The sequence below is a fragment of the Mobilisporobacter senegalensis genome (assembly GCF_003752155.1).
Lineage (GTDB): Bacteria > Bacillota > Clostridia > Lachnospirales > Lachnospiraceae > Mobilisporobacter > Mobilisporobacter senegalensis.
Map to the genome: position 1 here is coordinate 41,237 of NZ_RJVG01000009.1, position 25,732 is coordinate 66,968.

The 25,732-nt window shown below is 36.6% G+C and carries 27 protein-coding genes; 4 read left to right on the top strand and 23 right to left on the bottom strand.

What is annotated here, in order from left to right; genetic code table 11:
• Positions 1 to 59 precede the first annotated feature (59 nt).
• Both EDD66_RS13870 and EDD66_RS18495 read left to right on the top strand, forming a co-directional pair.
• A complete protein-coding gene (locus EDD66_RS13870; RefSeq protein ID WP_170164363.1) occupies positions 60 to 1,742 on the top strand; it encodes an ABC transporter ATP-binding protein in 1,683 nt (560 codons plus the stop codon).
• A 46-nt stretch (positions 1,743 to 1,788) separates the two neighbouring features.
• Positions 1,789 to 1,962: a hypothetical protein gene (locus EDD66_RS18495; protein ID WP_170164364.1), complete on the top strand. Its 174-nt coding sequence runs from the start codon at positions 1,789 to 1,791 to the stop codon at positions 1,960 to 1,962.
• Positions 1,963 to 2,656: 694 nt separating this feature from the next.
• Here the strand turns inward: EDD66_RS18495 and EDD66_RS13875 are convergent.
• The 7 genes from EDD66_RS13875 to nagZ all read right to left on the bottom strand — a co-directional run bounded on the left by EDD66_RS13875 (position 2,657) and on the right by nagZ (position 7,586).
• On the bottom strand, positions 2,657 to 3,421 hold the full coding sequence (locus EDD66_RS13875; protein ID WP_123610199.1) for an ABC transporter permease: 765 nt from the start codon (positions 3,419 to 3,421) through the stop codon (positions 2,657 to 2,659).
• Positions 3,422 to 4,183 carry an ABC transporter ATP-binding protein gene (locus EDD66_RS13880; RefSeq protein ID WP_123610200.1) on the bottom strand — a complete coding sequence of 254 codons (762 nt, stop codon included), beginning with the start codon at positions 4,181 to 4,183 and terminating at the stop codon, positions 3,422 to 3,424.
• Positions 4,184 to 4,305: 122 nt separating this feature from the next.
• Positions 4,306 to 4,494, bottom strand: coding sequence for a cysteine-rich KTR domain-containing protein (locus tag EDD66_RS13885; protein ID WP_123610201.1), 189 nt, complete (start codon positions 4,492 to 4,494; stop codon positions 4,306 to 4,308).
• Positions 4,495 to 4,506: 12 nt separating this feature from the next.
• Complete coding sequence (locus EDD66_RS13890) at positions 4,507 to 4,857, bottom strand: DUF1048 domain-containing protein (RefSeq protein WP_123610202.1); 351 nt, start codon at positions 4,855 to 4,857, stop codon at positions 4,507 to 4,509.
• Between the two features lie 9 nt (positions 4,858 to 4,866).
• A complete protein-coding gene (locus EDD66_RS13895) occupies positions 4,867 to 5,214 on the bottom strand; it encodes a DUF1048 domain-containing protein (RefSeq protein ID WP_123610203.1) in 348 nt (115 codons plus the stop codon).
• Entirely contained in the window at positions 5,214 to 5,537 is a 324-nt protein-coding gene (locus EDD66_RS13900; protein WP_123610204.1) for a PadR family transcriptional regulator, read from the bottom strand. The genes EDD66_RS13895 and EDD66_RS13900 overlap by 1 nt, the downstream gene beginning before the upstream one ends.
• Before the next feature lie 306 nt (positions 5,538 to 5,843).
• Positions 5,844 to 7,586, bottom strand: a complete 1,743-nt coding sequence (gene nagZ, locus EDD66_RS13905; protein WP_123610205.1) for a beta-N-acetylhexosaminidase — start codon at positions 7,584 to 7,586, stop codon at positions 5,844 to 5,846.
• Between the two features lie 421 nt (positions 7,587 to 8,007).
• Here nagZ and EDD66_RS13910 point away from each other — a divergent pair, with 421 nt between their 5' ends.
• Positions 8,008 to 8,508, top strand: coding sequence for a hypothetical protein (locus EDD66_RS13910; RefSeq protein ID WP_123610206.1), 501 nt, complete (start codon positions 8,008 to 8,010; stop codon positions 8,506 to 8,508).
• 337 nt (positions 8,509 to 8,845) lie between these two features.
• Here EDD66_RS13910 and EDD66_RS13920 read toward each other — a convergent pair whose 3' ends face one another.
• The 13 genes from EDD66_RS13920 to EDD66_RS13980 all read right to left on the bottom strand — a co-directional run bounded on the left by EDD66_RS13920 (position 8,846) and on the right by EDD66_RS13980 (position 19,494).
• Positions 8,846 to 11,050 carry an ABC transporter permease gene (locus tag EDD66_RS13920; protein WP_123610207.1) on the bottom strand — a complete coding sequence of 735 codons (2,205 nt, stop codon included), beginning with the start codon at positions 11,048 to 11,050 and terminating at the stop codon, positions 8,846 to 8,848.
• Positions 11,051 to 11,057: 7 nt separating this feature from the next.
• Entirely contained in the window at positions 11,058 to 11,738 is a 681-nt protein-coding gene (locus EDD66_RS13925; RefSeq protein WP_123610208.1) for an ABC transporter ATP-binding protein, read from the bottom strand.
• Positions 11,739 to 11,807: 69 nt separating this feature from the next.
• Positions 11,808 to 12,989, bottom strand: a complete 1,182-nt coding sequence (locus EDD66_RS13930) for a sensor histidine kinase (protein WP_123610209.1) — start codon at positions 12,987 to 12,989, stop codon at positions 11,808 to 11,810.
• The gene (locus tag EDD66_RS13935) at positions 12,986 to 13,657 is read right to left on the bottom strand and encodes a response regulator transcription factor (protein WP_123610210.1); all 672 of its coding nucleotides are present in this window, start codon (positions 13,655 to 13,657) and stop codon (positions 12,986 to 12,988) included. Before EDD66_RS13935 ends, EDD66_RS13930 begins: the two co-directional genes overlap by 4 nt.
• A gap of 44 nt (positions 13,658 to 13,701) precedes the next feature.
• The gene (locus EDD66_RS13940; protein ID WP_123610211.1) at positions 13,702 to 14,259 is read right to left on the bottom strand and encodes a DUF3795 domain-containing protein; all 558 of its coding nucleotides are present in this window, start codon (positions 14,257 to 14,259) and stop codon (positions 13,702 to 13,704) included.
• A 111-nt stretch (positions 14,260 to 14,370) separates the two neighbouring features.
• Entirely contained in the window at positions 14,371 to 14,529 is a 159-nt protein-coding gene (locus tag EDD66_RS13945; protein WP_207667794.1) for a hypothetical protein, read from the bottom strand.
• A gap of 409 nt (positions 14,530 to 14,938) precedes the next feature.
• On the bottom strand, positions 14,939 to 15,646 hold the full coding sequence (locus EDD66_RS13950; RefSeq protein WP_123610259.1) for a nitroreductase family protein: 708 nt from the start codon (positions 15,644 to 15,646) through the stop codon (positions 14,939 to 14,941).
• A 46-nt stretch (positions 15,647 to 15,692) separates the two neighbouring features.
• The gene (locus EDD66_RS13955) at positions 15,693 to 16,049 is read right to left on the bottom strand and encodes a 4Fe-4S dicluster domain-containing protein (protein WP_123610212.1); all 357 of its coding nucleotides are present in this window, start codon (positions 16,047 to 16,049) and stop codon (positions 15,693 to 15,695) included.
• Between the two features lie 108 nt (positions 16,050 to 16,157).
• Complete coding sequence (locus EDD66_RS13960) at positions 16,158 to 16,496, bottom strand: ArsR/SmtB family transcription factor (protein WP_207667795.1); 339 nt, start codon at positions 16,494 to 16,496, stop codon at positions 16,158 to 16,160.
• A 200-nt stretch (positions 16,497 to 16,696) separates the two neighbouring features.
• Positions 16,697 to 17,947: an RICIN domain-containing protein gene (locus EDD66_RS13965; protein WP_123610214.1), complete on the bottom strand. Its 1,251-nt coding sequence runs from the start codon at positions 17,945 to 17,947 to the stop codon at positions 16,697 to 16,699.
• Between the two features lie 220 nt (positions 17,948 to 18,167).
• Positions 18,168 to 18,668, bottom strand: coding sequence for a nitroreductase family protein (locus EDD66_RS13970; protein WP_123610215.1), 501 nt, complete (start codon positions 18,666 to 18,668; stop codon positions 18,168 to 18,170).
• A gap of 58 nt (positions 18,669 to 18,726) precedes the next feature.
• Complete coding sequence (gene dmpI, locus EDD66_RS13975; protein ID WP_123610216.1) at positions 18,727 to 18,909, bottom strand: 4-oxalocrotonate tautomerase DmpI; 183 nt, start codon at positions 18,907 to 18,909, stop codon at positions 18,727 to 18,729.
• Between the two features lie 24 nt (positions 18,910 to 18,933).
• Positions 18,934 to 19,494, bottom strand: coding sequence for a nitroreductase family protein (locus EDD66_RS13980; protein WP_170164365.1), 561 nt, complete (start codon positions 19,492 to 19,494; stop codon positions 18,934 to 18,936).
• A gap of 209 nt (positions 19,495 to 19,703) precedes the next feature.
• Between EDD66_RS13980 and EDD66_RS13985 the strand changes: the two genes are divergently transcribed.
• Complete coding sequence (locus EDD66_RS13985) at positions 19,704 to 20,036, top strand: winged helix-turn-helix transcriptional regulator (RefSeq protein ID WP_330511247.1); 333 nt, start codon at positions 19,704 to 19,706, stop codon at positions 20,034 to 20,036.
• Between the two features lie 340 nt (positions 20,037 to 20,376).
• Here EDD66_RS13985 and EDD66_RS13990 read toward each other — a convergent pair whose 3' ends face one another.
• The 3 genes from EDD66_RS13990 to EDD66_RS14000 all read right to left on the bottom strand — a co-directional run bounded on the left by EDD66_RS13990 (position 20,377) and on the right by EDD66_RS14000 (position 25,499).
• Entirely contained in the window at positions 20,377 to 20,799 is a 423-nt protein-coding gene (locus EDD66_RS13990) for a hypothetical protein (protein WP_170164366.1), read from the bottom strand.
• Positions 20,800 to 20,924: 125 nt separating this feature from the next.
• The gene (locus EDD66_RS13995) at positions 20,925 to 24,764 is read right to left on the bottom strand and encodes a cellulose binding domain-containing protein (protein WP_123610220.1); all 3,840 of its coding nucleotides are present in this window, start codon (positions 24,762 to 24,764) and stop codon (positions 20,925 to 20,927) included.
• Positions 24,765 to 25,055: 291 nt separating this feature from the next.
• Positions 25,056 to 25,499, bottom strand: a complete 444-nt coding sequence (locus tag EDD66_RS14000; RefSeq protein ID WP_123610221.1) for a cadherin-like beta sandwich domain-containing protein — start codon at positions 25,497 to 25,499, stop codon at positions 25,056 to 25,058.
• Positions 25,500 to 25,732: the final 233 nt, after the last annotated feature.

The window sequence follows — 25,732 nt, forward strand, 5'->3', positions numbered from 1 at the left end:
CCGGCAGTTTTATTTTTCAACAAATACATACATACAGAATGAATAAAAGGGGGATTTCAATGAAAAAATATATCTTGAAACAAAAAGGGTTACTCGCTATCGCCATTTTATTTGGCACTATATTTTCAGTTGGTTCAACATTGGTTGCACTTATCCTAAAAGATGTAATTGATGTTGCCATATCTCAAGACATGAACCGATTTACTTCTATCGTTTTGCAAACTACCGTTTATCTTGTGGGATTAGGAATATGCTATTGGTTGTTCGCAATCTTTAGCAAAAAATTTATTTGCAGAGTAACAAAGATGCTGCGAAGTGCTGTATTTGTCGGAATATTTAAGAAAAATATATCTGATTTTAGGGCAGTTAACTCTGCAGATTACCTGTCCGCACTTACGAATGATGTAAAGAATGTAGAGGAAAATTATTTTGTTCCTCTACTACTCTGTCTACAAAATATCATTGTTTTCATCACTTCATTTGCTGTGATGCTTTACCTAAGCCCACTGGTAATGCTGTGCTTATTTATGGCAATGCTTTTGCTTATTGTTTTGCCAGGCTTGTTTCAAAAAGCAATTCAAAATCGGCAGGATAGCTTTTCAAAAAAGCAGTCTAACTTCACTGTAGCTATCAAGGATTTTTTATCGGGCTTTGAGGTGATACGCTCTTACCGAATGAATAGCTATACAGTAAAAGCGTTTGGTGAAAAAAATGATACCGTATACACAGCCAAATATGCACTTGATAAGATGGTTTCAGCAGTGGAAGCCTTATCTACTATACTTGGAGTTATGGTGCAGTGTAGCATTTTATTTATATCAGCTTATCTCATTATTACAGGCAAGATTACCGCTGGTACATTGGTGGGGCTTGTACAGGTATCAGGAACCATTGTTGCTCCAATTCAAGTTTTGTCACAAAGTATTCCACAAATTCAAGGTAGCAAACCTATCATTGAACGACTAGATAGTTTAGTGAATTACAAAGACGATGCCTTTATCGGAACTGTGTGTCCTACATTTGAAACTGACATTGCAGTAAAAGATTTGCAGTTTGGTTATGAGCAAGAACGGAAAATTATACAAGGAATTGACTTCTCTTTTCAAAAAGGAAAAAAATATGCGGTTGTAGGAAAAAGCGGATGCGGAAAAACCACTCTCATCAATTTACTGAGCGGCTACTATGCAAAGTTTGACGGAGAGGTTTCGTATGATGGTGTTGATATACGAAACCTGGATATTGAGAAATTGAATGAAATGTCCTCTGTTATTCACCAAAATGTTTATATGTTTGATGAATCTATTCAGAACAATATCTGCTTGCACAAGCAAATTGCACCAACTGCTTTGCAAAAAGCCCTTGATATGAGTGGTGTAACAATGTTTTTAGGTGATGAAAAAACATTGGACACATCCGTGGGTGAAAACGGAAATAACCTTTCGGGTGGTCAGCGTCAAAGAGTTGCCGTAGCCCGTGCATTGGTGCAAGGAAAGCCCATCTTGATTTTAGACGAGGGTACTTCAGCAGTGGATATGCAGACTGCCTATGACATCGAAAGCCAATTACTCAAAATCAGTGAATTAACGGTTATTACCATTACACACTCACTTAATCCAGAGCTATTAGAAAACTATGACCAAGTGATATTTATGAAGAATGGAACGATTTCAGAAACAGGTTCCTTTGGCAAATTGATGGAAAATAAAGGAGCATTTTTCGATTTCTTTAGCTTGAAAAATTAACTATTAAAGTTGCATCTATTGCAAGCACTATAGGAGGGATTAGCATATGGAGTTGGAATGGAAACTCGAAAACGGAAAGGTGAAATATCCGGGCACAATGGTGACGGTAAATAATCACAAAATGCACATTTATAAACAAGGTGAAGGAACGGATATTCTTGTATTTATGGCAGGCGGCGGTACGGTTGGAGTGAAACTGCCAAAGTATCAAGAGATATAGACACAATTTTATATGACCAACTCACTCCTATGAAAGCAGTTACGATGACTTTTTTATATCGTATTCTTTCGATTGGTTCACGCTGGACTACTTCGGCTCACAACAAAAGTTGCGGAGAAATCGATTAGAGCTTGCGGACAGTTTTCTGAAAAGGAAATAAGCATATACAAATATATGTTTATCCGAAATAGTTTCACAAAAAATATGCCTGATGAAGTAAAGTTCTGTCGAAAGAATGCAAAAGAAGTTGCAAACTTAGGCTATCCAAAATCAACTCCATACTTATCGTTCATTTCAGATGGCAAAGAATTTCACATTTACAGAACGGAAAATATATCGCCTTAGATTGTGGGCATTACATTCACTACTATCAGCCGCAAAACATTGCTCTTGAAATAGAAAAATTCGTTTTTAGTATAGAGAAGCTTGAGGTGTTACAATGATAAAAACAGAATGGATTCATTAATCAATGTGCAAAAAATGAATATAACCGTTATCAAAGAGCCAGACGCTAGACGCAGAGCCGAAAAGCGGTAGAGCAAGATGCAATTACCTTGGAAATGATGAGGCTGAATTACCTTTAAAGACAATTTTCCTGTTTATAAAGACGGTGGAGATGTTTGTGGGTTTTTGTGGGACAAAAGTACGCACATCTCCACGTGGGTGGATAACTGTTACTTAGCATAAAGACACGTTATAATTTTTTATAGATCCTCATTGCCAAGATATAAGCAACAACTATAATTGCCATACACCAGGCAAGGGCAACCCAGATATCATTTCCTACCGGCTGGTTTGCCAATAAATTTCGAATAGCTTCTACGATAGGTGTTACAGGCTGATTTTCTGCAAAAGCACGTACTACTGAAGGCATAGTATCTGTTGGCACAAAGGCGGAACTGATAAACGGTAAAAAGATGATTGGATAAGAGAATGCGCCTGCACCATCGGGTGTTTTTGCAGCAAGCCCAGCAATGACAGCAATCCAGGTTAAAGCAAGTGTAAATATTCCCAGGATTCCAAATACCCCTAACCATTCTAAAATTCCTGCTGCAGGACGTAACCCCATTAATAATGCAACAAGTATAATCACTACTACAGAAATCCCATTAGAAATTAATGAAGTCAATACATGCCCCCATAATACTGTAGAACGAGCGATAGGCATAGAGTGAAAACGTTCAAAGATGCCACGTTCTTTATCTGTAAACAAGCGGTAAGCTACATATGCGATCCCACTGCCAATAGTCATTAACAATATACCTGGCAAAAGGTAATCAATATAATTTTCTGTACCTGTCTCAATTGCACCCCCAAATACATAAACGAATAACAACATAATGGCAATTGGTGTGATACTAACAGTAATAATAGTATCCATACTTCTAAAAATATGACGCATAGAACGTCCAAACATAACACTCATATCTTTGAAAAAATATTTATTCATAGACCCCATTTATTTCTCCTCCTTTTTACCAATGACTGTTAGGAATATTTCTTCTAATGTAGGTTGTTTCTCCACATATTCAACCCTTGCAGGCGGAAATAATTTTTTCAATCCCTCCAGTGTATCCAGAGCAATGATTTTTCCTCCATGAAGAATAGCGATTTTATCTGCAAGTTGTTCTGCTTCCTCTAAATACTGAGTCGTTAAGAATACTGTAGTTCCTGTAGCTGATAACTCTTTTACAATCTTCCAGACCTCTAAACGTGCTTCGGGATCAAGGCCTGTTGTTGGCTCATCGAGAAAAATAATCTTTGGGTTTCCCACAAGACTCATTGCTATATCAATTCTTCTTTTCATACCCCCGGAGTAAGTACCTACTCTGCGGTCTGCTGCCTCTGACATGCCAAAACGGCTAATTAACTCATCTGCTGCTTGATTTGGATTTTTAAGATGTCTAAGTTTTGCTATCATCTGAAGATTTTCACGGCCGGTCAAAATTTCATCAATAGCAGCAAACTGACCAGTAAGACTGATACAACCTCTAATATCACCTGGCTTTTTTTCAATATCATAACCATGGATCACAACACTTCTGGCATCTGCTTTCAGTAACGTCGCCATAATTCTGATCATTGTTGTTTTTCCTGCTCCATTGGAACCTAGTAATGCAAAGATACTTCCCTGCTCTACTTCAAAATCTACTCCTTTAAGTACTTCTACCTCTTTGTAAGCTTTCTTTACAGCTTTAATTTGTATGATATTTTTTTTCATTTTCTTTTCCTCCTCTAATTATAATATAGTAGCAGCTGTTATCTCCCACTTTAGAAATGGTAGTGTTACACCTGGTAGTCATCAGATAAAAAAGAGCCGACAACTATGATTTTACTCACATGTTATCGGCTCTGCGTCTTAGCGTCTGGCTCTTTCATAACTGATATATTCATTTGTTTTACATTGATTATCTTTTCCTGTTTACACTTGGGGCAAAATAATGGGAAGTTTTCAAGTACCGTATCTTCACGTACTTTGACCCTTGTTTTATTGCCACAGACCGGGCATAATAGCCACTCGTATTTACTCACTCTACCATCCCTTTACTTTGTTTTATCCGTGACCTTTTTCACGGCCTTGTTAACTTCCAGGTTAACAGATTCCTGATAGATGTCAGCGTAAGTTTTTGAATCTTTGATTAGATCGTCGCAGAAAGCCGCTACGTCACTGCCAGTCACTTCCAACACGCCTTTTCCCAAGGCCGCGCCCTCTTCAAAAAGGTCGATAATCCCCGAGAGTAAACCCGTCCCGTCAGTTAGCTCTACAGGGCCGACCTTAAAGAGATATTTTTGAATCTCTTTATAAACAATCTGATAATCCTGTGGGAGTGCTTTGACACGCGCCATGTGGGCCCTCCACTCTTTTTTGCCTTCGATGATATCTTGTATTCTCATTTTATCCTCCTATTTACCTAATTTTTTAGCGATATTATTGTTAAGCTGCTGGCGCCACTTGTCGCGAAAAGACTTTGCCCCTTCTTCACCGACCAGGGCCGAACAGAAGCCCTTGATATCATCACCCAAAACCTCCTGGGCACTCTGACCATCCGCCGCCGTTTCTTCCAGCAGACCAAGGACACCGTCAAGAATTGGCATAAGGTTGCGGCCAGTGAAATCTGAGTACGACCATAGATTAGCATTGATTTTTTCCCAGGCAGTCTGATAATCAGACGGCAGCTTTTTTACCCGGGATTCAAAAGCTTTCATTTCTTTAGTCATGTCGCTCCCTGTGATTCTTTCCCAAAAATTCATTATTTTTTCTCCTTTAACTCATTAATTTTTGATGATACGAACTCCCATCTATCCCAGAACCTCCCAAGCTCCTCACGCCCTGCATCGTTGAGTGTGAAAAACTTTCGCGGCGGTCCCATATCGGATGGTTTTTTTTCTATGTCCACGAGCTTATTCTTCTCAAGCCGCACCAAAATGGTGTAAACTGTCCCATCTACAACGTCCGAAAATCCCAGGGCATTCAACCGCCTGGTGATTTCGTAACCGTAGATTTCCTCATGGCTGATGATTTCAAGGACACAGCCTTCCAATACACCCTTTAACATTTCTGTGATATTTTCCAATTTAACCACCTCTCTAGTATCTAGTATTACCGATATTCAGTATTACTTACTACTACTATATAGTATCACGTAGTAGTAATGTTGTCAATATACTATTTATGCTTATTTTGTAAATTAAATTTAAATAATATAAAAGAAGAAAGCAGTCAGCTTATAGATATTGGGGATGGCAAATAGAAATACTGATATTAATGAATCATTCCATCCAGGTGGAAGGAACGTTTGGAATCTAAAAAACTGCAAAACAACAGGAGGCTCGCTCCATAGCTAAAATTTAGCTATGGAGCGAGCCTCCTGTTGCCATAACTATTGTATATATTTATTCAGAAGATCAGTGATCAATTGATTTATATTCTCTATGTCTGCACTGTCAACTTCCTCATCCTTTATACCATACTTTCTTTTTAATTTAATAATTCTTTCCACACTTTCATTAATTCTTTGCTCTGAGATTTCTCCTTCTTGAATTGCTTTTTTTAGAGAAGCGAGAATTTTTACAACATTAGTATAGTCATGCCCTACTAAAATAATATCGCTCCCTGACTTTACTGATTCTACTGCCGCTTTACCAATATCAAAATGCTCTACAATAGCGCCCATTGTCATGTCATCCGTTATGATTACCCCAGTAAAATCAAGTTGCTCTCTAAGAATATCTGTAATCACAATCTTTGACATGGAAGCCGGATTATTTTTGTCTAACTCAGGTATTAAGATATGAGCTACCATAACAACATCTGCTCCTTGATCAATTGCACGTTCAAACGGAATTAACTCTAGCTTCATAAGTTCTTTCAGTTTTTTATTTACAATTGGGAGTTCCAGATGTGAGTCGACTGACGTATCTCCATGCCCGGGAAAATGTTTAATTGTAGGAATTATATTTTGAGACTGTATCCCTCTCATTGTTTGAGTCCCCAGTTCGCTTACTATATCCGTATTGTTCCCAAAAGATCTATCACCAATCACAGGATTATTAGGATTGCTATTAATATCAAGAACAGGTGCAAAATCAAGATTTAAGCCGAATTCTTTTAATTCCATACCTAAAAGTGTTCCAATTTTATATGAAAATTCTGGGTTATTTATTTCTCCAATCTGCTTGTTTGAAGGGAAATTAACCAGTTTGCCCGGTAACCTTGTCACACGTCCTCCCTCTTGGTCAACACCTAGAAATAACGGTAGATTTGAACTATTTTCAGCTTTCATTTGATTGACAAGTTGAACTGTTTGTACAGAGTTTTCGAGATTATATTTATAAAAAATAATTCCTCCAACATGGGATTGATTTATTAATTTTTTTGCATCCGTATCCATTGTAGTTCCAGAAATCCCAGCAAGGATCATCTGCCCAATTTTTTCTTCTAAGTCCATTTTTGAAATCACTTCCGAAATAGATTGATTGTCTTGTTGATTTGGTTCTTTTTCAATCTGTGCATAGAGTGATGTATGATCTACTTTAGGGTTTGGGTTTTTATCTGTTGGTTTAGGCAAAACCCATAATAAATCAATGGAAGCAGTTGCATGATAGACAAGTATGATTTGGTCATAAGTTGAATCCTTATAATATCGAATAGTATCAGGTTCTCCACCAATTTTCTTAATTTCATCTAAAGAAATGGATCGTATTTCAGGATTATAAGTCCTGATATCATTAACAATCTGATTGGCATAACCAATGGTGACATGGTGATCCTCATACTCCTCATATCTACCCTTCGCTGTTTTGGAAATATTATTTGATTCTCCCCACTCTTTATTAACTTCCTTCCATTCTGTATTATCAAGAATAAAGGATATTCCAGGAACCTTACCTTCCTTCGCTAATGAAAATGTATGCTTGATTAATTCCTCACGTTTTAAACTCTGGTTATTCTCCGGTTCTAATGGTTCACTACTAACTGGATCAGTAATATTGGGCTCCTCTTTCACTGGCGTCTTTTCCCCACCTTTTTCTTTAATAACATAGGCACCAATGATCAAGGCTAAAATTAGAAGTAATATTGTAAAAATTAATACTTTAAATCGAAAAGCTCTTTGTTTACTCATTTTCTTTCTCCATTTTATGATACTGTATTTAATATTTCTAGTATTTAGTATTTATCATCTTTTCATTCTTTTGATAAAATGTTTCCATGGCACTCTTATAATCATTTGCGTTTGTGAAACCAAAAACTGCCCCCTCGAGCTGATATGAGGAGAAAATTGATTCCTTCAAATATTGTAGACAAATCATCCGAAAAAAGCTATAGGAAAAATGATCTGCGCCTACAAGAACCAGAGCCCAACCATGTGCAAATCTATTCCCTCATGGGCACTTCCATTTATCTCCATGCATATGTGTGCTATACTAAATTAGGGAGCATACAATATAAAATAATGACTATACTCTGTTGTCAGGCGAAAATTCTATGTTTCGTCTCATCAAATAATGCTCATAGAAACAAAAATATGAAAGGAGTTATGAACTATGGGATCCAGAAAAAGTTTAACTTTAATCCTCTCACTTGCCTTTGTTCTGTTTATACTAAGTGGCTGTCAAAATCAAAATAAGCATGACAGCACAGAGATTCAGGATAATCAAGGCGAATCTGATAATGTAGCAATTAAGGAAATAGGTTATATTTATAACTTTAATACGAAAGATATGAATTTTGATTTTGACTCAATTGAATGGATAACAGTAGATAATCCAGACCGGATCAAAGATCTTAAACTTGACATAGATACTGATTTGACGAATGGTTTTTATATAAACAATCCCGAAACAGACACAAGAAATTATAGTATTAGGGATAATGCAGTGTATGAGATTATTGATTGGAACAATAGTGATTACGGAAAACCTACTAAGGTTAGTTTGGATGATTTTATTACTCATTTAGACTCATTTATTGACTATACACCACCATTTTGGATTGTGTCAGAGGGAGATGAGGTAATTAGTATATCAGAACAATATACTCCTTAACAAGCATAATAAGCATTTTGTCAGAGACTGCCTCACAATCTATGTAAATGCCAGGCATGTCACGAAGGGTGTGTGCAAAAATCTCTATAAAATAAGGGATTCCCAACACCAAACTCCCCCTCATATTTATTTGAAAGGCATCAAGGCTTGAAATCCCTTTATTTTTCAGTTTTTCTATTCTTCTATTTTTCAATTTGTGACATCAATATTACCATCTCCACATGGGTAATAGCATAAGGACGGGTTATAATTTTTTATAGATTCTCATTGCAAAGATATAAGCAACAACTATTATTGCTATACACCAGGCAAGGGCAACCCAGATATCATATCTGCATTAAGCCATGGTGTCATTTTGCAATGCCTCACTTAAATCGCACTGCAGAAGACGCTTCCCTCCAATATAATAAGCCAGCGCAATAAAGCCAAAAATGACCAGACTGAAACTTAAAATCGATACCACCGGAAACTCTGGTAGAACTTCCATCAATTTTAAATGACTCGCCTTAGTTGCAAATACTTCAAATGCCCCAATAAGGGGAAGTGTGATCAGAAGTGGACGTCCTGCGATAACCAGTGCTTCAACAGAAAACATTTTACGCATACCCGCCGGCGTCAGTCCAACGGACATATACTGGGCAAATTCCCGTTTCCTCTGATGCAGGAAACCAAGCGTATTGGAAAACACATTGGCAATTCCAATAAGTGCGAGCAAGAAACAAAATGAACCAAGAATCAGTTTATAACCATTTATCATTTTATTATTAGTAATTTTCTCCTGAATCCGATTCTCGCTTTCTATTTCATATGTTTCTCCAACGAGCTGGGATATGTTTTCTTCCAATTCATTCAATTCTGCAAGTGTAACCCCATCTCTGGCCAGTATTCGAACATAGATATCAGTTTCAGTACCTTCTACCTGTCCCGATATTTTTTCCCATAAAGACAATGGAATAAACTGTACCAATGTGTAATTATCGTATTCCTCCCGCAAAACCGGAACTTGCCGGGTAAAGGCAAACACAGGGATTTCTACTGCTCCTTGCTCCTTTTCTGTCTTCTGTAAGATAATTGTTTCCCTGTTTTCCTTCACATAGGGAATGTATTTTTTATACCGGAAATTGCTGTTTATACTGTCCCATATTTGGTTCAAAATAACCGTTCCATCCAGCCGGGATGCTATGCCGATTTGTTCACAATACTCTTTAAACGCCTCATCATCCATTATAACGACAGGAGCCTTTACCAGCCATGGACCATCATTACTCTTAGACACAAAAGACCCTGCAACCGCCCCCAAACCGCCGAGCGCAGATAACTCATCACTTTGCCATTCCTCTGAAACAGAAATTGCAGATGCCGCCTTTTGATACACAATTACATCCTGCACTCCTTCCAGTTCACGCAACTTCTCTGTCAGGTAAAAATCCTCTATCTTTGTATCCTTTATGGTCACCATCTCATCCCATACATCCTGATATTTTTCAAAATAAGTATGTCTTGTACTAATATCTGTAAGAGCAAAAAAGCATAGCATCATTGTAAAGCCTAAAAAAGAAAGTGTCAGAGATAATGAAGCGGTACGTAATGCCTTTCGCTGTGCTTTCAATGCATTTCCTGCCAATTCCCCTTCCATTCCGAACAATCGGAACAGTATTTGGGGATTTCTTTTTCTTTTCAGTGATAATACATCTGTACCTCGAATGGCTTCAAGGGGCGTTAGTCTGCTTAATTTTCTCGCCGGCATCCATGCAGAAAAGAGTACCGTCAATACAGAGACCGAAATAGTAATCATAAATATAAGTGGATGATATTGAAAAACAGCCTCATGCCGTTCAACAACATCCTCTGCGATAAGATTTGCCGCCCACATCGCACCAGCACTAGAAATAATCCCCAGAAAACTGCCAAGTAAAATCGGCACGGTACACAGTACGGCAGCTTCCTGCATCAGACAAGTCCGAATTTGTTTCGGTGTAGCTCCGATACTGGAAAAAATACCGAATTGATGAATTCTTGCACGCATAGACACTGCAAAGGAATTTCGAATGATTAAAACCAGGGAAAACGAAACTATAGCCAACACTGCCAGATAAAATGTCATCAACAATGGCGGTTCCTTATCCTGAGGATCATGAATTAAGTATCTGGACAAAAGAAGCAAATGGTATGAGACTGCATCTTCCTCTAATCCCAGTTTGTCTACAATCAGAGGCATATCCCGAAAAATTGTCCTCATATCATGAAAGTAAACATCAACTGCTATTTTCTGCTCTCGGGACAATTTTTCATTGGCAACAATCTTTTCCACATTAGCAAAATTCCGAATTACGTCTAACTCTTCCTCGCCTATGTCTCCCATAATTCGTCCCTGCCAATCCCCTTCCTCTAAAATAATCTGTTCGACTTCATATGTCCAGGAATTGTAAAACACACTACACAGAAAAGACAGAAACAGAGTAGAGATAAGAGCGGCTACCATAATTGATACGCTGGATGCACGATTGTTCTTAATATAATTTGCTGAATAATCCTTCCACATATCGCTCTCACCTCCGCTTCTGGTCGCTGATAATCTGCCCATCCTCGATGGTTACAATACGATCTGCCTCCAATGCAATCTTTTCATCATGGGTGATTAGTAAGATTGTCTGTTTCAGGTTACGGTTGGACAGTTTTAAAAGGTCAATAATCTCCTTGGAATTTTTCTGATCAAGGTTTCCAGTCGGCTCGTCAGCAAGTAAAAGTGCAGGACGATAAATCAAAGAACGGGCAATCGCAACACGCTGCTGCTGTCCTCCAGAAAGCTGGTGTGGCAAAGCCTCCAGTTTATCACCAATCCCTAAAATGCCTATAATATTCTCAAAATACTCTTTGTCCGGCTTTCTTTTATCCAGAAGCATGGGTATAAGAATATTCTTTCTTACCGTCAAAGTAGGAATTAAATTATAAAATTGATAAACTAATCCAACCTTTCTTCTTCTAAAAATAGCAGAATCGGTAGCATTCAGCTTTCCAATATCAACGCCATCTACAATTACCTTCCCTTTTGTCGCCTTATCAACACTGCCCAAAATATGCAGAAGGGTTGATTTGCCGGAACCCGATGCTCCAATGACAGCCACAAATTCCCCCTTCTCAACAGAAAGGTCAATACCATTCAGTGCGGCAACCTGATTGCTGCCTTTTCCAAATACTTTTTCTATATCACTACATTTCAGTATTTCCATTCCAAACCTCCTATGATATTTTTCTATTCATATTTGAACGATTTCATCATAGCATAATAAAGTGACATCTTAGTGACTATAAATACGAATTTCAAAGCAAGCACCTCCATTGGGCAAGTTTATGGCACTAATCATGCCATTCTGCATTTCAATAATTGCCTTTGCAAGAGGAAGCCCTATTCCAATACCATCTTTTGTATTCTTCCCACGATAGAAACGTTCAAAAATATGAGGGATATCCTCTCTTGTAAATCCCTGTCCTTCATCCCATATTCGTATTTGTAAATACAGAGGATTTTTCTCATAGGCACAGTGGACCGTAGTTCCCGTTGGAGTATGCTCCATACAGTTTTTCAAAAGGTTCATAATTGCTTCCATTGTCCAATCCAAATCTGCAATAATCTCAGCTTCACCCATTTCTGGAATGTCAACTGAAACCCCTGCCTGTGTAAACAGTTCCTGCAAATTATCGGCAGCCAGCGTAAGAACAGTGAACACATCGACTTTCTCCCATTCTAACGTAAGTGTCCCTGCATCAATACGTGATAATAACAGCAATGCTTCTTCAAGATGTGTAAGCCTATTTAACTGTTTTTGTATTTGCACCAGGTATTCCTGGGAAGGACGTTCTTTCATCATTTGGGTAGAAAGAGAAATTGCAGTAATCGGTGTTTTGAGTTGATGAGCAATATTAGAGAGATTATCCGCAAAATTGTTTTTTGCTTCCAACGCAGCATCTCTTGTCTGGTATAGGGTGGTTACTGTTTTGTACATCTCATCCTCTAGTCTGGAAAAATCGTCTTCGGAGACCTCCAGAAGCAAACCAGGACCTCCGGTATTTACTTTTTCCAGATAATTGGTCAAAGCCTCTATACGAGAAATTTCTTTTCTGTGCCAATACCAAAAGGCACCCATAACGAGAAAGGCACCTATAACGAAACCAATTCCGATGAAGTAAATGATATTTCTTTGTAACGGCTCTAAAAAATCCGATTGCTGATACCCATAAGACAATAGGATATTTTCCCCCGATTGTACTGCTGATGAATTTTTGTATTCTTTTATAGTGTTCAATACGGTCTCCGTTGCCTCTGGCTGTTTCTGCACAATTTCCTGGCAGGCACTTCCCAATATCTGAAATTGTGCATGACCATAATAGTTTGTCAGGAGTACTGCTGTAAGAGAAGCTGAAAGCAAACTGGCAGCCAGCACAAACAGCATTGTCATTCTTATATTCTTTTTCCCGTTCATACTGAATCCTCCATACGATAACCAAAACTTCGTATCGTTTTCAAACAGGAGGGTTGATTTAATTTTTCCCGTATACGCTTCATCGTAACAGTCAGCGTATTGTTATTCACATAATTTCCATTATTATCCCATATCTGTTCTAGAAGTCTCTCTCTTGTGACTGTTTTCCCTTTGTTTATCATCAAAAGCAAAAGAAGCTGATATTCCGCCTGACTTAAATTGATTTCTTTCCCACCGCAAAAAACCATCATGCGACTCTGATCAAGAGAGATACTACCACAAGAAAGGTATTTTTCTGACACATTTCCTGCCCTGCGGAGCAATGCCTGAATACGCGAGTATAAAACTTCAAGTTCAAATGGTTTTACTATATAATCATCCGCACCATTCTGGAAGCCTAAAACAATATCACGGGTATCATCCCGAACTGTCAGAAAAACGATTGGTAACTCTCTCCACTTGGAACGTATCCATTTGCAAAGCATATTTCCCTGTCCATCGGGCATATTCCAATCCACCAAAACTATCCCTGGTACGTGTTTCTGTAAAGCGTCCTTGGCATCTGCAATCGTTGGCAATATAGAAACACTACAATTCTTGCCTTCCAAATACTCTTTGACAACTTGCGCTATATTCTCATCATCCTCAATATAGTAAATCTCAATCACTTTGACCACCTCCGTTAAAAACATTATATTTTCACCGAAATATATTACTTCTTTGCATGCTTTTTATTAAGCTTTAAAACAATATTTTTCGGTTCTGCAGCAGTTTGAAAAACTGTTACTGCAACACTTGCTTTTTCTTTTAGTGTTAAGTTCACATATGCAGTCTTAGAATTGATTTGTTCTATAATATTTTTCAAGTCATTCAAATCTAAAAGGTTTACAGCCAGACTAAAAAAGCTTTTTCGGCGTCCATCATTATAGTTTGCGAGCAGATGTTTTAGTATCTCGGCTTTTTCTATTAATTCAGAATTGTATTGTTCTGTACCTATTTTCTGGGCTTTTTTCATATCTTTAATCTGATTGCGGTGGGTAATAAAAGAGTCAAATTCATCTATATCTTTGTATTTTGCACAAGGATATTCATTGCATAGATAACAGTATTCAATGTCTCCGTGCTGTAAACTGCACTTGGCAATAGAACAGCCTTGATTACCTCCACCTCCACCACAACCGGGGCAGTAATTATCCAATTTCATAGTACAAAGTTCGCAATTTAAACCACATAACGAAAACATTAGGTCTTTTCTTTGAAAGTTTTTCATACTTATCCTCCTTATATGGGATATAGAAATTATGTTGATAAATATACTGATATAGAAAAAATGGGATTCATTATACACGATTTTCAAATACTGGTTCAATATACTCTTTAATCAATTTGATTCTATCCTTCGCATATGGTATATATATTCTTTATCATTAATGATCCACCACGGGTAACCATACGACAGCTTATACTGGTTGCATCTGCTATGTTCCTGAACTTTATGAATTCTTCGTATGTACTCATTCTGACACTTCTGATTTGCCATATGACTCCCTCCTGTTCCTGTTAATCCCAGTATAACAGAAATGCTAATTCTTTACGAATTAATCTTAATTTACCAGCCTTTTAATCTACATTCTTTTATATCATCCATCCTGTCTCATTCAACTTTTCCAAAATAGCCATTATATAATATAATCCCGTCAACGCCAGCCCACCTCAAAAAATTTACCCCTCGATATGTTCCCACAAACACATACCGAGGGGTTTCCAGAGTTTCATTTTTCTCTATAATTCAACTGTTTTTCCGTTGCAATAGGACTATGATTCCACATGGCTCGAGTTGATTGAATTGATGTCAATTGAGCCTATTCGTTTAAGGTAGCAATATTGATTTTTTAATCTTACACCTTCCTGTTGCTATCGTTTTCTGAGTGCTTAACATCTGTTATTATCTATTTTAAATGAAAGATACCTCCATTCCCAAATTCAAACTTTCCTATTGTTCCTATCTCGAAATGTTTCTTTGCAATACCTAAATCAATCAGATCCATTGAATAGTCATCCGCAATTTGAGCGCTTAAGATATTGTTCTCATACTTAAACATTACTTTTTGTGTGTTTTTAGCACTTGGAGCAAGTAGTACAGCTTTCATTCCGTTTTGCACCCATTGAGGCAAAGGCTGATCGCTTATGATTCGTTCTTCCATACTCTTTACTTTTCTATGTGTAGCCGACCGCACCATTTTTTCTGTTAGTGAGGGGGCCGCCACTTTACCTGCTACTACAACACAAGCCAGTTCCTCGCCACTATCAATAGATATTTCATCCTTATCGAAGGTGCCTCCAACCCAACATGTTCCCAGGCCTAAATCAGTTATGGCAAGAACCAAATCTTCTCCGTAATATCCGATCTTTTCCTTCAAATCTTTATCATCTTTCTTGCCTTTCATCAATATAAGAGAACGTACATTGGTAAATAACCCATAACTTTTTCTTAACTTCCCAAAAGCACCGCTTCCATCCTCCAGAAATTCCATTGCTAAACCGGATGCTTCATTTAATTGATTAATGAGAGAAATAATATTTTCTTTTTCCCAATCTGTAATCGGTTCCTTTTCAAACTTTCTCCGTGAAACTCTATTTTCTATTGCACTGCCCATAAAATTACCTCCAATTATTCGTATATATTTGCCTTTATATTTGCTTTTATCTCCATTCAATCTCAGCTTTCCTTCTGGGAACCGTCCGCATATATTTAACATCGGGATATCCTATTGCAAGGCAGGTTACCACATTTTCTTTTTTGGCAAGACCAAGCTTTTTTCTGATCCTTTTAATACCGAAGATATTTTTATCATATGTTTTGACTTCATCCATATCATACCCGCTCATAGTAAAAGCATCTTTTGGACATATAGCAACGCAATGACCGCATTCAAGGCATTTTTCAGCCAGCATTGTGACTTTCCCGTTTTGCAGTACAAGCACATGGTGAGGACAGTCTTTACAACATAGCCCACATCCAATACATTTTTCTATATCAATTTTTACAGTACTATTCATTACTCACACCTCAACATTCTCATTCACATGGTTCATTTCATCACCTTCTTTAAAATGGTAACTTTTGCACCAATCTTTGCGTCCACTCCTGAAAAATCATTTTTAGTTTCACACATAAAATTCTTTAATCAAATGTTCAATATCTAAAACCAGTTTTTTTAATATATTTAATTTTGTAGAAACATTAATATAATAGTAGTTTTTAGCTCCTTCTTTTCTCATTCTTACAATTCCTATGTCCTTCAATATTTTCAATTGATGTGATACAGCAGGTCGCGAAAGGTGTGTTTTTGCCGTGATTTCTCCAACACGCATTCCGCTTTTGCAATCGGACTCCATTAAAACTAGAAGTATGATCTGGCGCGTTTCATCTCCAATTGCTGTCAAAGTCGATTGTGCATTCTTAAAATCTTCTTGTATCATCTTAATTTGTTCTTTTTTATCCATAATCGTCATCTCACCTTGTCTGTTCTTTGGTTCGCACTAATAAACCACTACGTTTATAATACTCTTGAAAAAGAATAAATACAACATTGAGAAAGCAGAACGAGACGAACTTTTTTCTTCTGCTTAAATAAATATAGAAAAACAGCCCACAAATCTTGATACTTCATCAAGTCATGTGAGCTGTTAATGTATCTGTTAGATTATTGAACTCTTGTCAGATACCATTTCTGAGCATCCGTACCATTATCGTTCCATTGCTGTACTTTTGCACCGTCTGCTGTTGAGGAATGATCCACGTCCATTGCTAAACCTGTGGCTTTTGATATCAGCTTGTAATAGCCGTTTCCTACATCTACAATCCTCCATCTTTGCGCATCATTTCCATTATCATAGCACTGTTGAAGCTGCAACCCTACGGTAGCTGCTCCGTATGGGACATCAAGACATTTTCCACTGTGGACGGCAGTTAATTTATAGTACCCGTCTCCCATATCGTCAATGCGGAACCTCTGGTTACTCGCACTGTAATTGGTCCATTGCTGTATCTTTGCTCCATCGTTATAGGAAACATCCGCCACGTCCAGCACCTTCCCGCTGCACTTAGCTGCCAGAGTATAGATTCCGCCGCTTACAATCGAAGGTGATGAAGACTGTCCTTGGTATACCCTCACATAATCCACAAGCATCTGTGATGGGAATGGTGTCGAGCTGTTCGGACTTCCCGGCCAATTTCCTCCTACTGCAAGATTTAACAGAATGAAAAATGGCTTTTGGAATTCTTCTGTTCCGCCGGCATTATTCTGAATATAAAATTCATTAAACAGTGTTCCGTCCACATACCACCTAATATAGCTGGAGTCCCATTCTATGGAATATGTGTGATACTGTGAGAAATCAAGAGTTCCTGATATCTGCCCGTAATCCGCCTGCCCATTGGAATCCCAGTGTACGGTTCCGTTAACGTAAGGATTACTGTTGACCCGTTCCATAATATCAATTTCACCGCATTTCGGCCAACCTACCGATGTAATATTAGAGCCTAACATCCAGAAGGCAGGCCAGAGTCCCTGTCCGGTAGGAAGCTTAATCCTTGCTTCTACCTTACCATAAGTAAAACTGTAATGACCCTGGGTTTTGATTCTTGCGGAAGTATAATTCATTCCCCCATAAGATTCTTTCCGGGCAGTGATAACAAGGTTTCCGCCGGATACGGAAAGATTTTCACTCCGGTTGGTGTAGTATTGTAACTCGTTATTACCCCATCCAGAGGCTCCTGTCCCTGTTTCTGCCGTCCAATTGGACGTATTTAAAGTGCTTCCGTTAAACTCGTCGCTCCAAACCAATGACCAGTTGGTCGCAGCTTTCGCATTATGGGCATTTACGGAAGGGAGCATTGAAATAACAAGAGCAAACGCCACCAGTATACTCAATACTTTCTTTTTTTTGAACATAAATGTTATCTCCTTTCATTTTATTCATTTCTCTTCGTATCCCATGTAACTCTTCCATAATATCTGCTAATTCTTCAGGTATTTCATCCCTGACCAGCTCATTATGTTTTTTCCCTCTATATATCATTTTATTTGTGAATCAGTGAATATATTCCAATTATTTTTCAGATAGTCGATATACTTAATATTCTCTTTTAGTGTAAGTTGATCTTCTGCTCGATCATCCTTTAGTTGATTTCGGATATACGCTTCTATTTTCTTTGCATTTTTTCCTGCGGGCAATCATTTCTATTTCAACCTGAGCACCTAGCGGTAACGATGATACTCCAATGGTCGTACGTGCAGGATATGGAGTTGAAAATTGCCTGGAATAGACTTCAAGCATTGCGTTAAGGTTGTACATATCATTTAAAATACTGTCAACATACTCAGAGCTGTAGATTGTATCTACTTTTTTTCGAGCCAAAATAATCACAAAATGGCTGGCTCCATCAAAACTATTAATTGTTCCCCATGATATCGGCCTAAGCTTTTCTTTTAGATCTTCATCTTGCACCACCAGGAATTTCCATGGTTCAAATCCAAATGAACTAGGCGAAAGTCTACCTGTTTCTAAGATTAAGTGAAAGTCCTCTTTAGAAATCACCTTTGATTTATCATACTTTTTACATGCATATCTAAAATTAAAGGCATCTATAATTGTTTGTTTTACATTCTCCATATTTTAACTCCTTTCTTATATTACATAATTATTCAACAACATATACTATATCCATTTGTTACTTGTCCGTTAGCAATACTCCACCAACGCCAATGTTTTCAGGATCATTTTCTTTAATTAATACTACAAATGCTTGTTCTGGTACGTTCATAAGTTTTGCAGATATTTCTGTAAGTTCTTTTACAAGGTTTCTTTTTTGCCCTTCACTAAGCTTAGTTCCTTCTATACTAATTACCGGCATCTATTTTATCTTCTTTATCTTTCACTACTTAATAAAATTCACAGTGTTTTCACGTTTTACAGGTGCATTGCCGCGGTTTGTCCTGCTTTTACCAAGGGCTACTGCATAGTATGGTATATGATCCGCTGGTATTCCCAGTTGTCTCTTATATTCTTTACCTTTATCACTTGACAATAAATATGTAATATACCCCACCCAGCAAGAAGCAACTCCTAATGATTCTGCGGCTATCAACATATTTTGTGTAGCTGCCGCACAATCCGTTTCTGGCATAAATCCATTAATGTCTCCGGACACTACTACGACTGTTGGTGCATCATAAAAAACATGAAATTTCTCATTATTAGCTAGTTGCTGTACAAATGCATCATCAATATTTTTTCCAACTTGTTTTGTCTCATTACTTAATTCATTCAGCAGTTCTTTATTTTGAACTACAGTAAAATGCCATGACTGTCGATTATGCCCACTCGGCGCACTTAGTCCCGCATCAATAATTATATCTAATTCTTCCGCTGGAATTTGCTCAGGTAAAAATACTCTTGTACTCCTTCTCTTCTTGATATTCATAATTGTTTCATTCATTTTAATTTCCTCCTTGATTATCATCTATTTACTGATTTGTTTAGGAACAGATAGCTTACACTTAGATTATACCCAATATCATTTAAACGAAAAGTACGCACTATATTGTTATATACTATTAAATATGATAGTATAAATCATAACCAATGAATCGGTACTCCTGTTCAAATTGTTTCTTCCCTAATAAATTCTATTATTGAGGTGATATTGTGGAAATTAATCAAAAGGATTTAACTGAGATTTGCCCGGCAAAATATACTTTAGATATTTTGGGCGGCAAATGGAAAATACTGATATTGTGGCATCTTTTAAACGATGGAGTAAAAAGATACGGTGAAATAAAACGAGTTTTGCCAGGTATTACACACAAGATGTTAAGTAATCAATTAAAAGAGTTAGAAGCCGATGGTATTATTCATCGAGAGGAATATCATCAAATTCCTCCAAAAGTGGAATATTCTTTAACAGAGAGAGGTATGACTCTTAAAAATATTCTAAATGAAATTAGTAAATGGGGGAATATTAATAAGGGCTCTTATTGATGTTTATTGCAGCGTCCAATAATGTTCAAATCAATTATTTTTGCATTTTTTCAAACTAAGAAACCAGACTTTTCAATTCTGAAAAGTCTGGTTTCTTAGTTTCTTCATGTCGAATGACCCTAAACATTTAATTGTAATTCTAGTAATTTGACCTCTGATAAGTCATGCATTAGGTCACACAACCACTACAACTTCTGAATACTTAGGTTGTTAAAGTTTTTCCATACAAAATTGCTGGCAATAAATAAATCAAACCAGTCGCCCCATTCTTAATTGATACTCTCTCCTTATATAAATTTTATATTTATAATCGAAAAAGGTGAGCATGGAATATCCTATGTTACGTATGGTTTAGACGATAATAGTAAGCATAAATGGAATCGGTTATCTGGATTACTTCCCCAAAATTTTTCATAAAAGATAGAGTATCCTGCTTATCTTTTCCATCTTTATCGAAATATACAATCCCATATGATGTTCCATCTTCGTAATTATAAAAATAGTATACGATACTATCCTGCTTGTTAGTAATTGTTTCATAAGAAAATGATACGGTTTTAAATACTCTTCTAAAATCTTCTTTTACAGTTTCATCTTCATCCATGATAAGTGTTTCATAATCTAATGGTGTTTTATCTAAGCTAATTTTATCCTTATACTTTAACAGTATCTGTGATACTTGAGTAATCTGCTTTTTATTATCCTTAGCAAACACTTCTAATTCTGACCATGACTTTTCTATCACTTCATCCTTCTCTATCATTATATCCTCTTCTTTCCGAATACCCTGTAAGATAAAAGGTATTGAAACAATACTAATCAGCACTATTAAAGAGATTATAAACTTTTTCATAAACATACTTATTACCCTCGGTCACATTCCTTATATTACTTAAATACTTTGTTTTTACTATCCCATACATATAGTACACTTGTATTTCCATTCAAGGTATACTTCTGAGGCTCTTTAATGACAGAAGATATAACTTGTTTGCTTCCTGCCGGAACAAAGTACTGCCACTTGTTTTCTTCAAATGCGATTAAGACCATCTCAATATCATTACTAATGGCTCTACCATTACACTTCATCATACCTTCCGCCCTTGGCAAATAAAAAGCACTGGTATTATATCTGATTTCATTTTGACTAATTGGTTCATATCCATTATTAACACTCGCAGCACCATATAAATCTTTCAATCCAAATACATGGCCAAACTCATGGGCCGTTGTGCCTTCATAAGCAGCTATTGTGTATAGATTATTTTGATAATCAGTGCAATCACTATTTACTTTATTCTTATGCTTGCTGTTATTACAATAGCTTGTATACATCGTAATAATACGCTTGCAATTCGTTTTCCAATTAGTGCCGCTTTGATTACAAACGCCACAAACTCCATTTTTTACATTAACTTCAATTGTCTTTTCAAACCATCCTTTGGATGTTTGTTCCGTAATATTTACTGAAAAGTTAACCTTTAGTCCTTTATAGAAATCATAATCACCGCCATAATACACGCCATCCCAACGACTCCTGATACCATCCATTATAACATCTTTAAAGGTAAAATTACTGTCTAATCTGTTAATAATGCTATTGGACAGGTTCTCTAGTTCTGTCGAACTATAGGTTGTTTGAAATGCAGAGACAGCCTCATCCGAAGCATCATCTTTGAACATAACCCTTACATGCAGCGTAACATTGTTATCATTTATTTCTAAATAAGATGGATAGCTGCTGCGGTTTGGACCTTTCGGATCTGTCAGCTTATAAAACAAAGTTTCTACAGTATCTTTATGCAATGGGTCTACACCTTGATAACGAGTATCCTTTCCATCCCATTTAAACTCATCTTTGTCTAAGATTCCATCTCCATCCCCATCCCTGCTGGTTGGATCCGACAATACTGGTAAAATCCGAATATCGTCAAAGGCATTATTTAACGAAATACCTCTCGTTGTCATTGTATTTCCAAGCCTTGCAAATGCTGTTATCAAGTAGGGTTTTCTTAAACCATACCTTGATATATACTCTGATAATGTAGGCAGGAGTACCCTCCCATCACTTGCTACCGTAACATATGGTTGGTTAACTTCTTGCCAATCGGTTAACGTATCATAATCTGTATCTATACCATTCTTTGTATCCAAATCACCTCGTAATGTGATAGATTTTAGCCCTGTAGAGGTTAGAATAGTAAAATTTTTGTTTGGAACATCCGGAATAAATCCATATAAGAACTTTGTAATATCATCCGTAAAATCTTCAAAATCATATACTAAAATCCCATTAGTGGCGGTAGCCATATTCCAATACAAAGAGCCAACCTGTGTTCTTGGCTCCACTACACAAGTGTAGATATTCGCATCCGCCAACTTTTGCGGAAACAGCATGGAATAAGAGTTAATATAAGCATCTCCAATGACTACTGCAACCCTAGACGAGTTTGTTTGAAATGGTACATCATTTAATAGTGTATCAAACTGTTCATTTAAATAGGGTACTTTCGGTTGATTGTTTAACATTTTATCAATCATGGAATTTAATTGCCATTCATTGGTTGCATATTCTTGTCCGAACATCGTTTTTAATTTATTACCATCCGGATCAATAATATAGATACGTACACTTTTTGATTCATAGAATGCTCGTTTGCCAATCTCATTGATATTATATTTTATATTACTAAAATCTCCGCTTGTTAACCCTTGCACAGCCGTATTAAGAAGAAATACAATATCCATTACATCCTTATTATAGTTTTCATTATCTGCAATTGTCGTATTAAAACCAGGTAACATACTTACCATGGAAAATGGCGTATCAGAACTCATACTGGCTGCATGGTTTTCCTTTTCTAACTCAGGTTCTGCTTCCTGATCTTCCACACGTTCCTCCGATACAATGTCAATGTTTATTTTTCTATCATCAGTGATTTGATTTGATTCCTCCATTGTTTGATCCGATATGGTATCTCCATTAATTTCTGCTTCAATGATAGGAGATACATCAATGGATTGATTTTTAATCATGTCAGCTTCTTCTGAGCTAAATTCTGTCAACTCAAGTTCCATACTGCTGAACCATTTTTCCAAATCCATGACACAAAATGTTCCGGCATCATTTACTTCTGCATAAATGGTTTGATTTGCTTCATCGAATTGTGTCTCAACTGGTAAAAGAAAACCTAATTCTTCATCATACATAAAAATATTATAACGTTTAATTCCAATCAAATCTGTACTGCTATACTCTGTATATATATTCTTCTGATCTATTCTGAATTTAATAAGCATAGAATCTAGCTTAGAGGTATCTTCTATAATGATTTCAGGTACTGTTCCAAGAATACTTATGCTATCAATTATATTTGTATATGCACTTTCTCGTACAAACAATCCACTATTTACACTGCCTTTTGCATTGATTTCCAAGGATAACTGATAATTATCGTTATTCTGATTAATACGCTCTAAAGTCAAGTTATCGCTTTCAATAATTTGTTTTGTTTCGGATTCTGAATCTGGAGTTCCATTAGTGTTTGCATTGAGTGGATCTAATCCCAGTAATATTTCATCTCCATCACCAATGCCATCTCCATCCGTATCATAAACCAATGGCAGTGTGTTATAAATTTTAACTTCTTCCCCATCTAACAAACCATCATTATCCGTATCAGCTTCTAATGGATCTGTAGATAGTAAATATTCTTCCTTCATAGTTAATCCATCTTCATCCGAATCTAGTTTATCATCTGTCACACCATTTCCAAGAGTACTTGGATTCAATGGATTCGTACAAGCATATAGTACTTCAAAACCATCTGGTAATCCGTCACCATCCGAATCTGGTTTAAGATAATCAGTACCAATTTCATGCTCGTATTCATCAGGCAAACCGTCCTGATCAGTATCCTGCATCTGATCCCAAGTTATCCCCTGTAAATCCTCTTCTGTCACTTCTTTTATGGGCTCTGTAATATTATTAGCAATCTGACTAAGTTGATAATTAACTGGTTTTATACTAACATTACCAGGCTTTCCGCTAAATCCCAGAACTATAGTATCACCGGGCTTTATATTTGAATTATATCCTGCATTCTTTATGTAATAGTGATTATCGGTATGTTCAAGTATCTCTGCAGTCCAAAAACGCTCGATATTGGCATCAAAATCGAATTGTAGTTTCCAATCTTCTATCGTTTTATCAGAAATATTCTTTATTCTAATTTCTCCATTAAATGCACTCTTCCAATCACTCGTTACTAAAAAATTAATTTCATACTTATCTGATGATACGACTTCTTCATAGCTGAGAATTTCATATACCGCCGGGATATGTACCGCTCCATTACACTTTGCTGTAAAACCAAACCCTACACTTTTCCCTGGGGCTATATCTTGATTCGAAACTGCATTCTTAATCACATAACTTCCGGCCTCATTTGATTTTACAATACCATTCCATATCTGCGTAATTTCATAGGGCATTAAAAAACTAATTGCCCAGTTATCAATTATATTATTACCGATATTCTTAATGGTCACATCTGCATTAAATGAATCTGTCCATTGGCTCGTAACTTTAAAAGTCACTTCAAACCCATCCCCAATGTATTTACCTTCTTTTGCTTGTGCTGCTGTAACATTAATTGGTGTAACTGCTAAAAATATAACTAGCAGTACAGCAATCATTTTTTGCATTCTTCCCCTCTTGTAATTCATATGTAATAGCCTCCCACCTTTATTAATAAAGTTTCCTTTCAAAGAAACCTTATTTTTACCCGTATCTTTATCTTATAAATATTCTTACATTTCCCACTGCACTTTTTTCCATATTATATCATAATAATCCAAACATTGTCAATTAAGTCCATATGATGCTATATCTTGTAAACGACAATTATATATTTGTAAACAAGCCTTAAATAAATTTCAAAAAGCAACTGATAGAAGGAGCTATTGCCCCATAGATGAATAATCTATGGAGCAATAGCTCCTTTCCTTATATTTATTCTATTCAAAATAATAATTTACAATATACTTTCTTCTTATCATATCCTCACAAGCAATCTTCGCTGCTGTTTTATTGTTAAAGTCCATAGTTACCAGATAATATTTCCCTTTTTTCTGAACCTTTACATTAGCACTGTCATACTCTTGTTTAAATATTTTAGCAACCGTTTCTGCATAACTCTTTTTACCGATTACGCCAAGCTTGATGTGAGTTTCATACTCTGCTGCTTTACGAGTGATCTTTAGAGTATATGCCTTAGTTTTACCATTCTCTGCAGTTACTTTCAGATATGCCGTGTTAGCTCCAACCTTTAATTTAAGCTTATTGTTTGAAACTACTTTCTTGCAAGCTTTATCACTGTAGAGTTTCCAGGTTGCTTTGCTGCTTACCGCAGCTTTCACAGTAATACTGCTTACTCCATTTAATACAGAAGCAGTAACCAATCTGCATCTATAACTTGATTTTAACTAAAAAGATGTTTTTCGCTTAGTCTGGGCTTCTTCACAACTTCTATAAGGATTAGGAGTAAATAATCAAGTTCTTTCGACATATTATTTATTTTATCATTAAACCTTATCCATTACAATATAAAGTGTTTATTGAATCCATTTTCTTATTCTCTCTCTTTGTTTTTAGTTCATTCGAAACCTCCTTTTATAAATTTAGAAATATCTTT

Coding starts and splice junctions, on each gene's coding strand:
- EDD66_RS13870 (WP_170164363.1), top strand. CDS start 60: ATGAAAAAATATATCTTGAAACAAAAAGGGTTACTCGCTATCGCCATT.
- EDD66_RS18495 (WP_170164364.1), top strand. CDS start 1,789: ATGGAGTTGGAATGGAAACTCGAAAACGGAAAGGTGAAATATCCGGGC.
- EDD66_RS13875 (WP_123610199.1), bottom strand. CDS start 3,421: ATGGGGTCTATGAATAAATATTTTTTCAAAGATATGAGTGTTATGTTT.
- EDD66_RS13880 (WP_123610200.1), bottom strand. CDS start 4,183: ATGAAAAAAAATATCATACAAATTAAAGCTGTAAAGAAAGCTTACAAA.
- EDD66_RS13890 (WP_123610202.1), bottom strand. CDS start 4,857: ATGAGAATACAAGATATCATCGAAGGCAAAAAAGAGTGGAGGGCCCAC.
- EDD66_RS13895 (WP_123610203.1), bottom strand. CDS start 5,214: ATGAATTTTTGGGAAAGAATCACAGGGAGCGACATGACTAAAGAAATG.
- nagZ (WP_123610205.1), bottom strand. CDS start 7,586: ATGAGTAAACAAAGAGCTTTTCGATTTAAAGTATTAATTTTTACAATA.
- EDD66_RS13910 (WP_123610206.1), top strand. CDS start 8,008: ATGGGATCCAGAAAAAGTTTAACTTTAATCCTCTCACTTGCCTTTGTT.
- EDD66_RS13920 (WP_123610207.1), bottom strand. CDS start 11,050: ATGTGGAAGGATTATTCAGCAAATTATATTAAGAACAATCGTGCATCC.
- EDD66_RS13925 (WP_123610208.1), bottom strand. CDS start 11,738: ATGGAAATACTGAAATGTAGTGATATAGAAAAAGTATTTGGAAAAGGC.
- EDD66_RS13930 (WP_123610209.1), bottom strand. CDS start 12,989: ATGAACGGGAAAAAGAATATAAGAATGACAATGCTGTTTGTGCTGGCT.
- EDD66_RS13940 (WP_123610211.1), bottom strand. CDS start 14,259: ATGAAAAACTTTCAAAGAAAAGACCTAATGTTTTCGTTATGTGGTTTA.
- EDD66_RS13945 (WP_207667794.1), bottom strand. CDS start 14,529: ATGGCAAATCAGAAGTGTCAGAATGAGTACATACGAAGAATTCATAAA.
- EDD66_RS13950 (WP_123610259.1), bottom strand. CDS start 15,646: ATGGGCAGTGCAATAGAAAATAGAGTTTCACGGAGAAAGTTTGAAAAG.
- EDD66_RS13955 (WP_123610212.1), bottom strand. CDS start 16,049: ATGAATAGTACTGTAAAAATTGATATAGAAAAATGTATTGGATGTGGG.
- EDD66_RS13960 (WP_207667795.1), bottom strand. CDS start 16,496: ATGGATAAAAAAGAACAAATTAAGATGATACAAGAAGATTTTAAGAAT.
- EDD66_RS13965 (WP_123610214.1), bottom strand. CDS start 17,947: ATGTTCAAAAAAAAGAAAGTATTGAGTATACTGGTGGCGTTTGCTCTT.
- EDD66_RS13970 (WP_123610215.1), bottom strand. CDS start 18,668: ATGGAGAATGTAAAACAAACAATTATAGATGCCTTTAATTTTAGATAT.
- dmpI (WP_123610216.1), bottom strand. CDS start 18,909: ATGCCGGTAATTAGTATAGAAGGAACTAAGCTTAGTGAAGGGCAAAAA.
- EDD66_RS13980 (WP_170164365.1), bottom strand. CDS start 19,494: ATGAATGAAACAATTATGAATATCAAGAAGAGAAGGAGTACAAGAGTA.
- EDD66_RS13990 (WP_170164366.1), bottom strand. CDS start 20,799: ATGATAGAGAAGGATGAAGTGATAGAAAAGTCATGGTCAGAATTAGAA.
- EDD66_RS13995 (WP_123610220.1), bottom strand. CDS start 24,764: ATGAATTACAAGAGGGGAAGAATGCAAAAAATGATTGCTGTACTGCTA.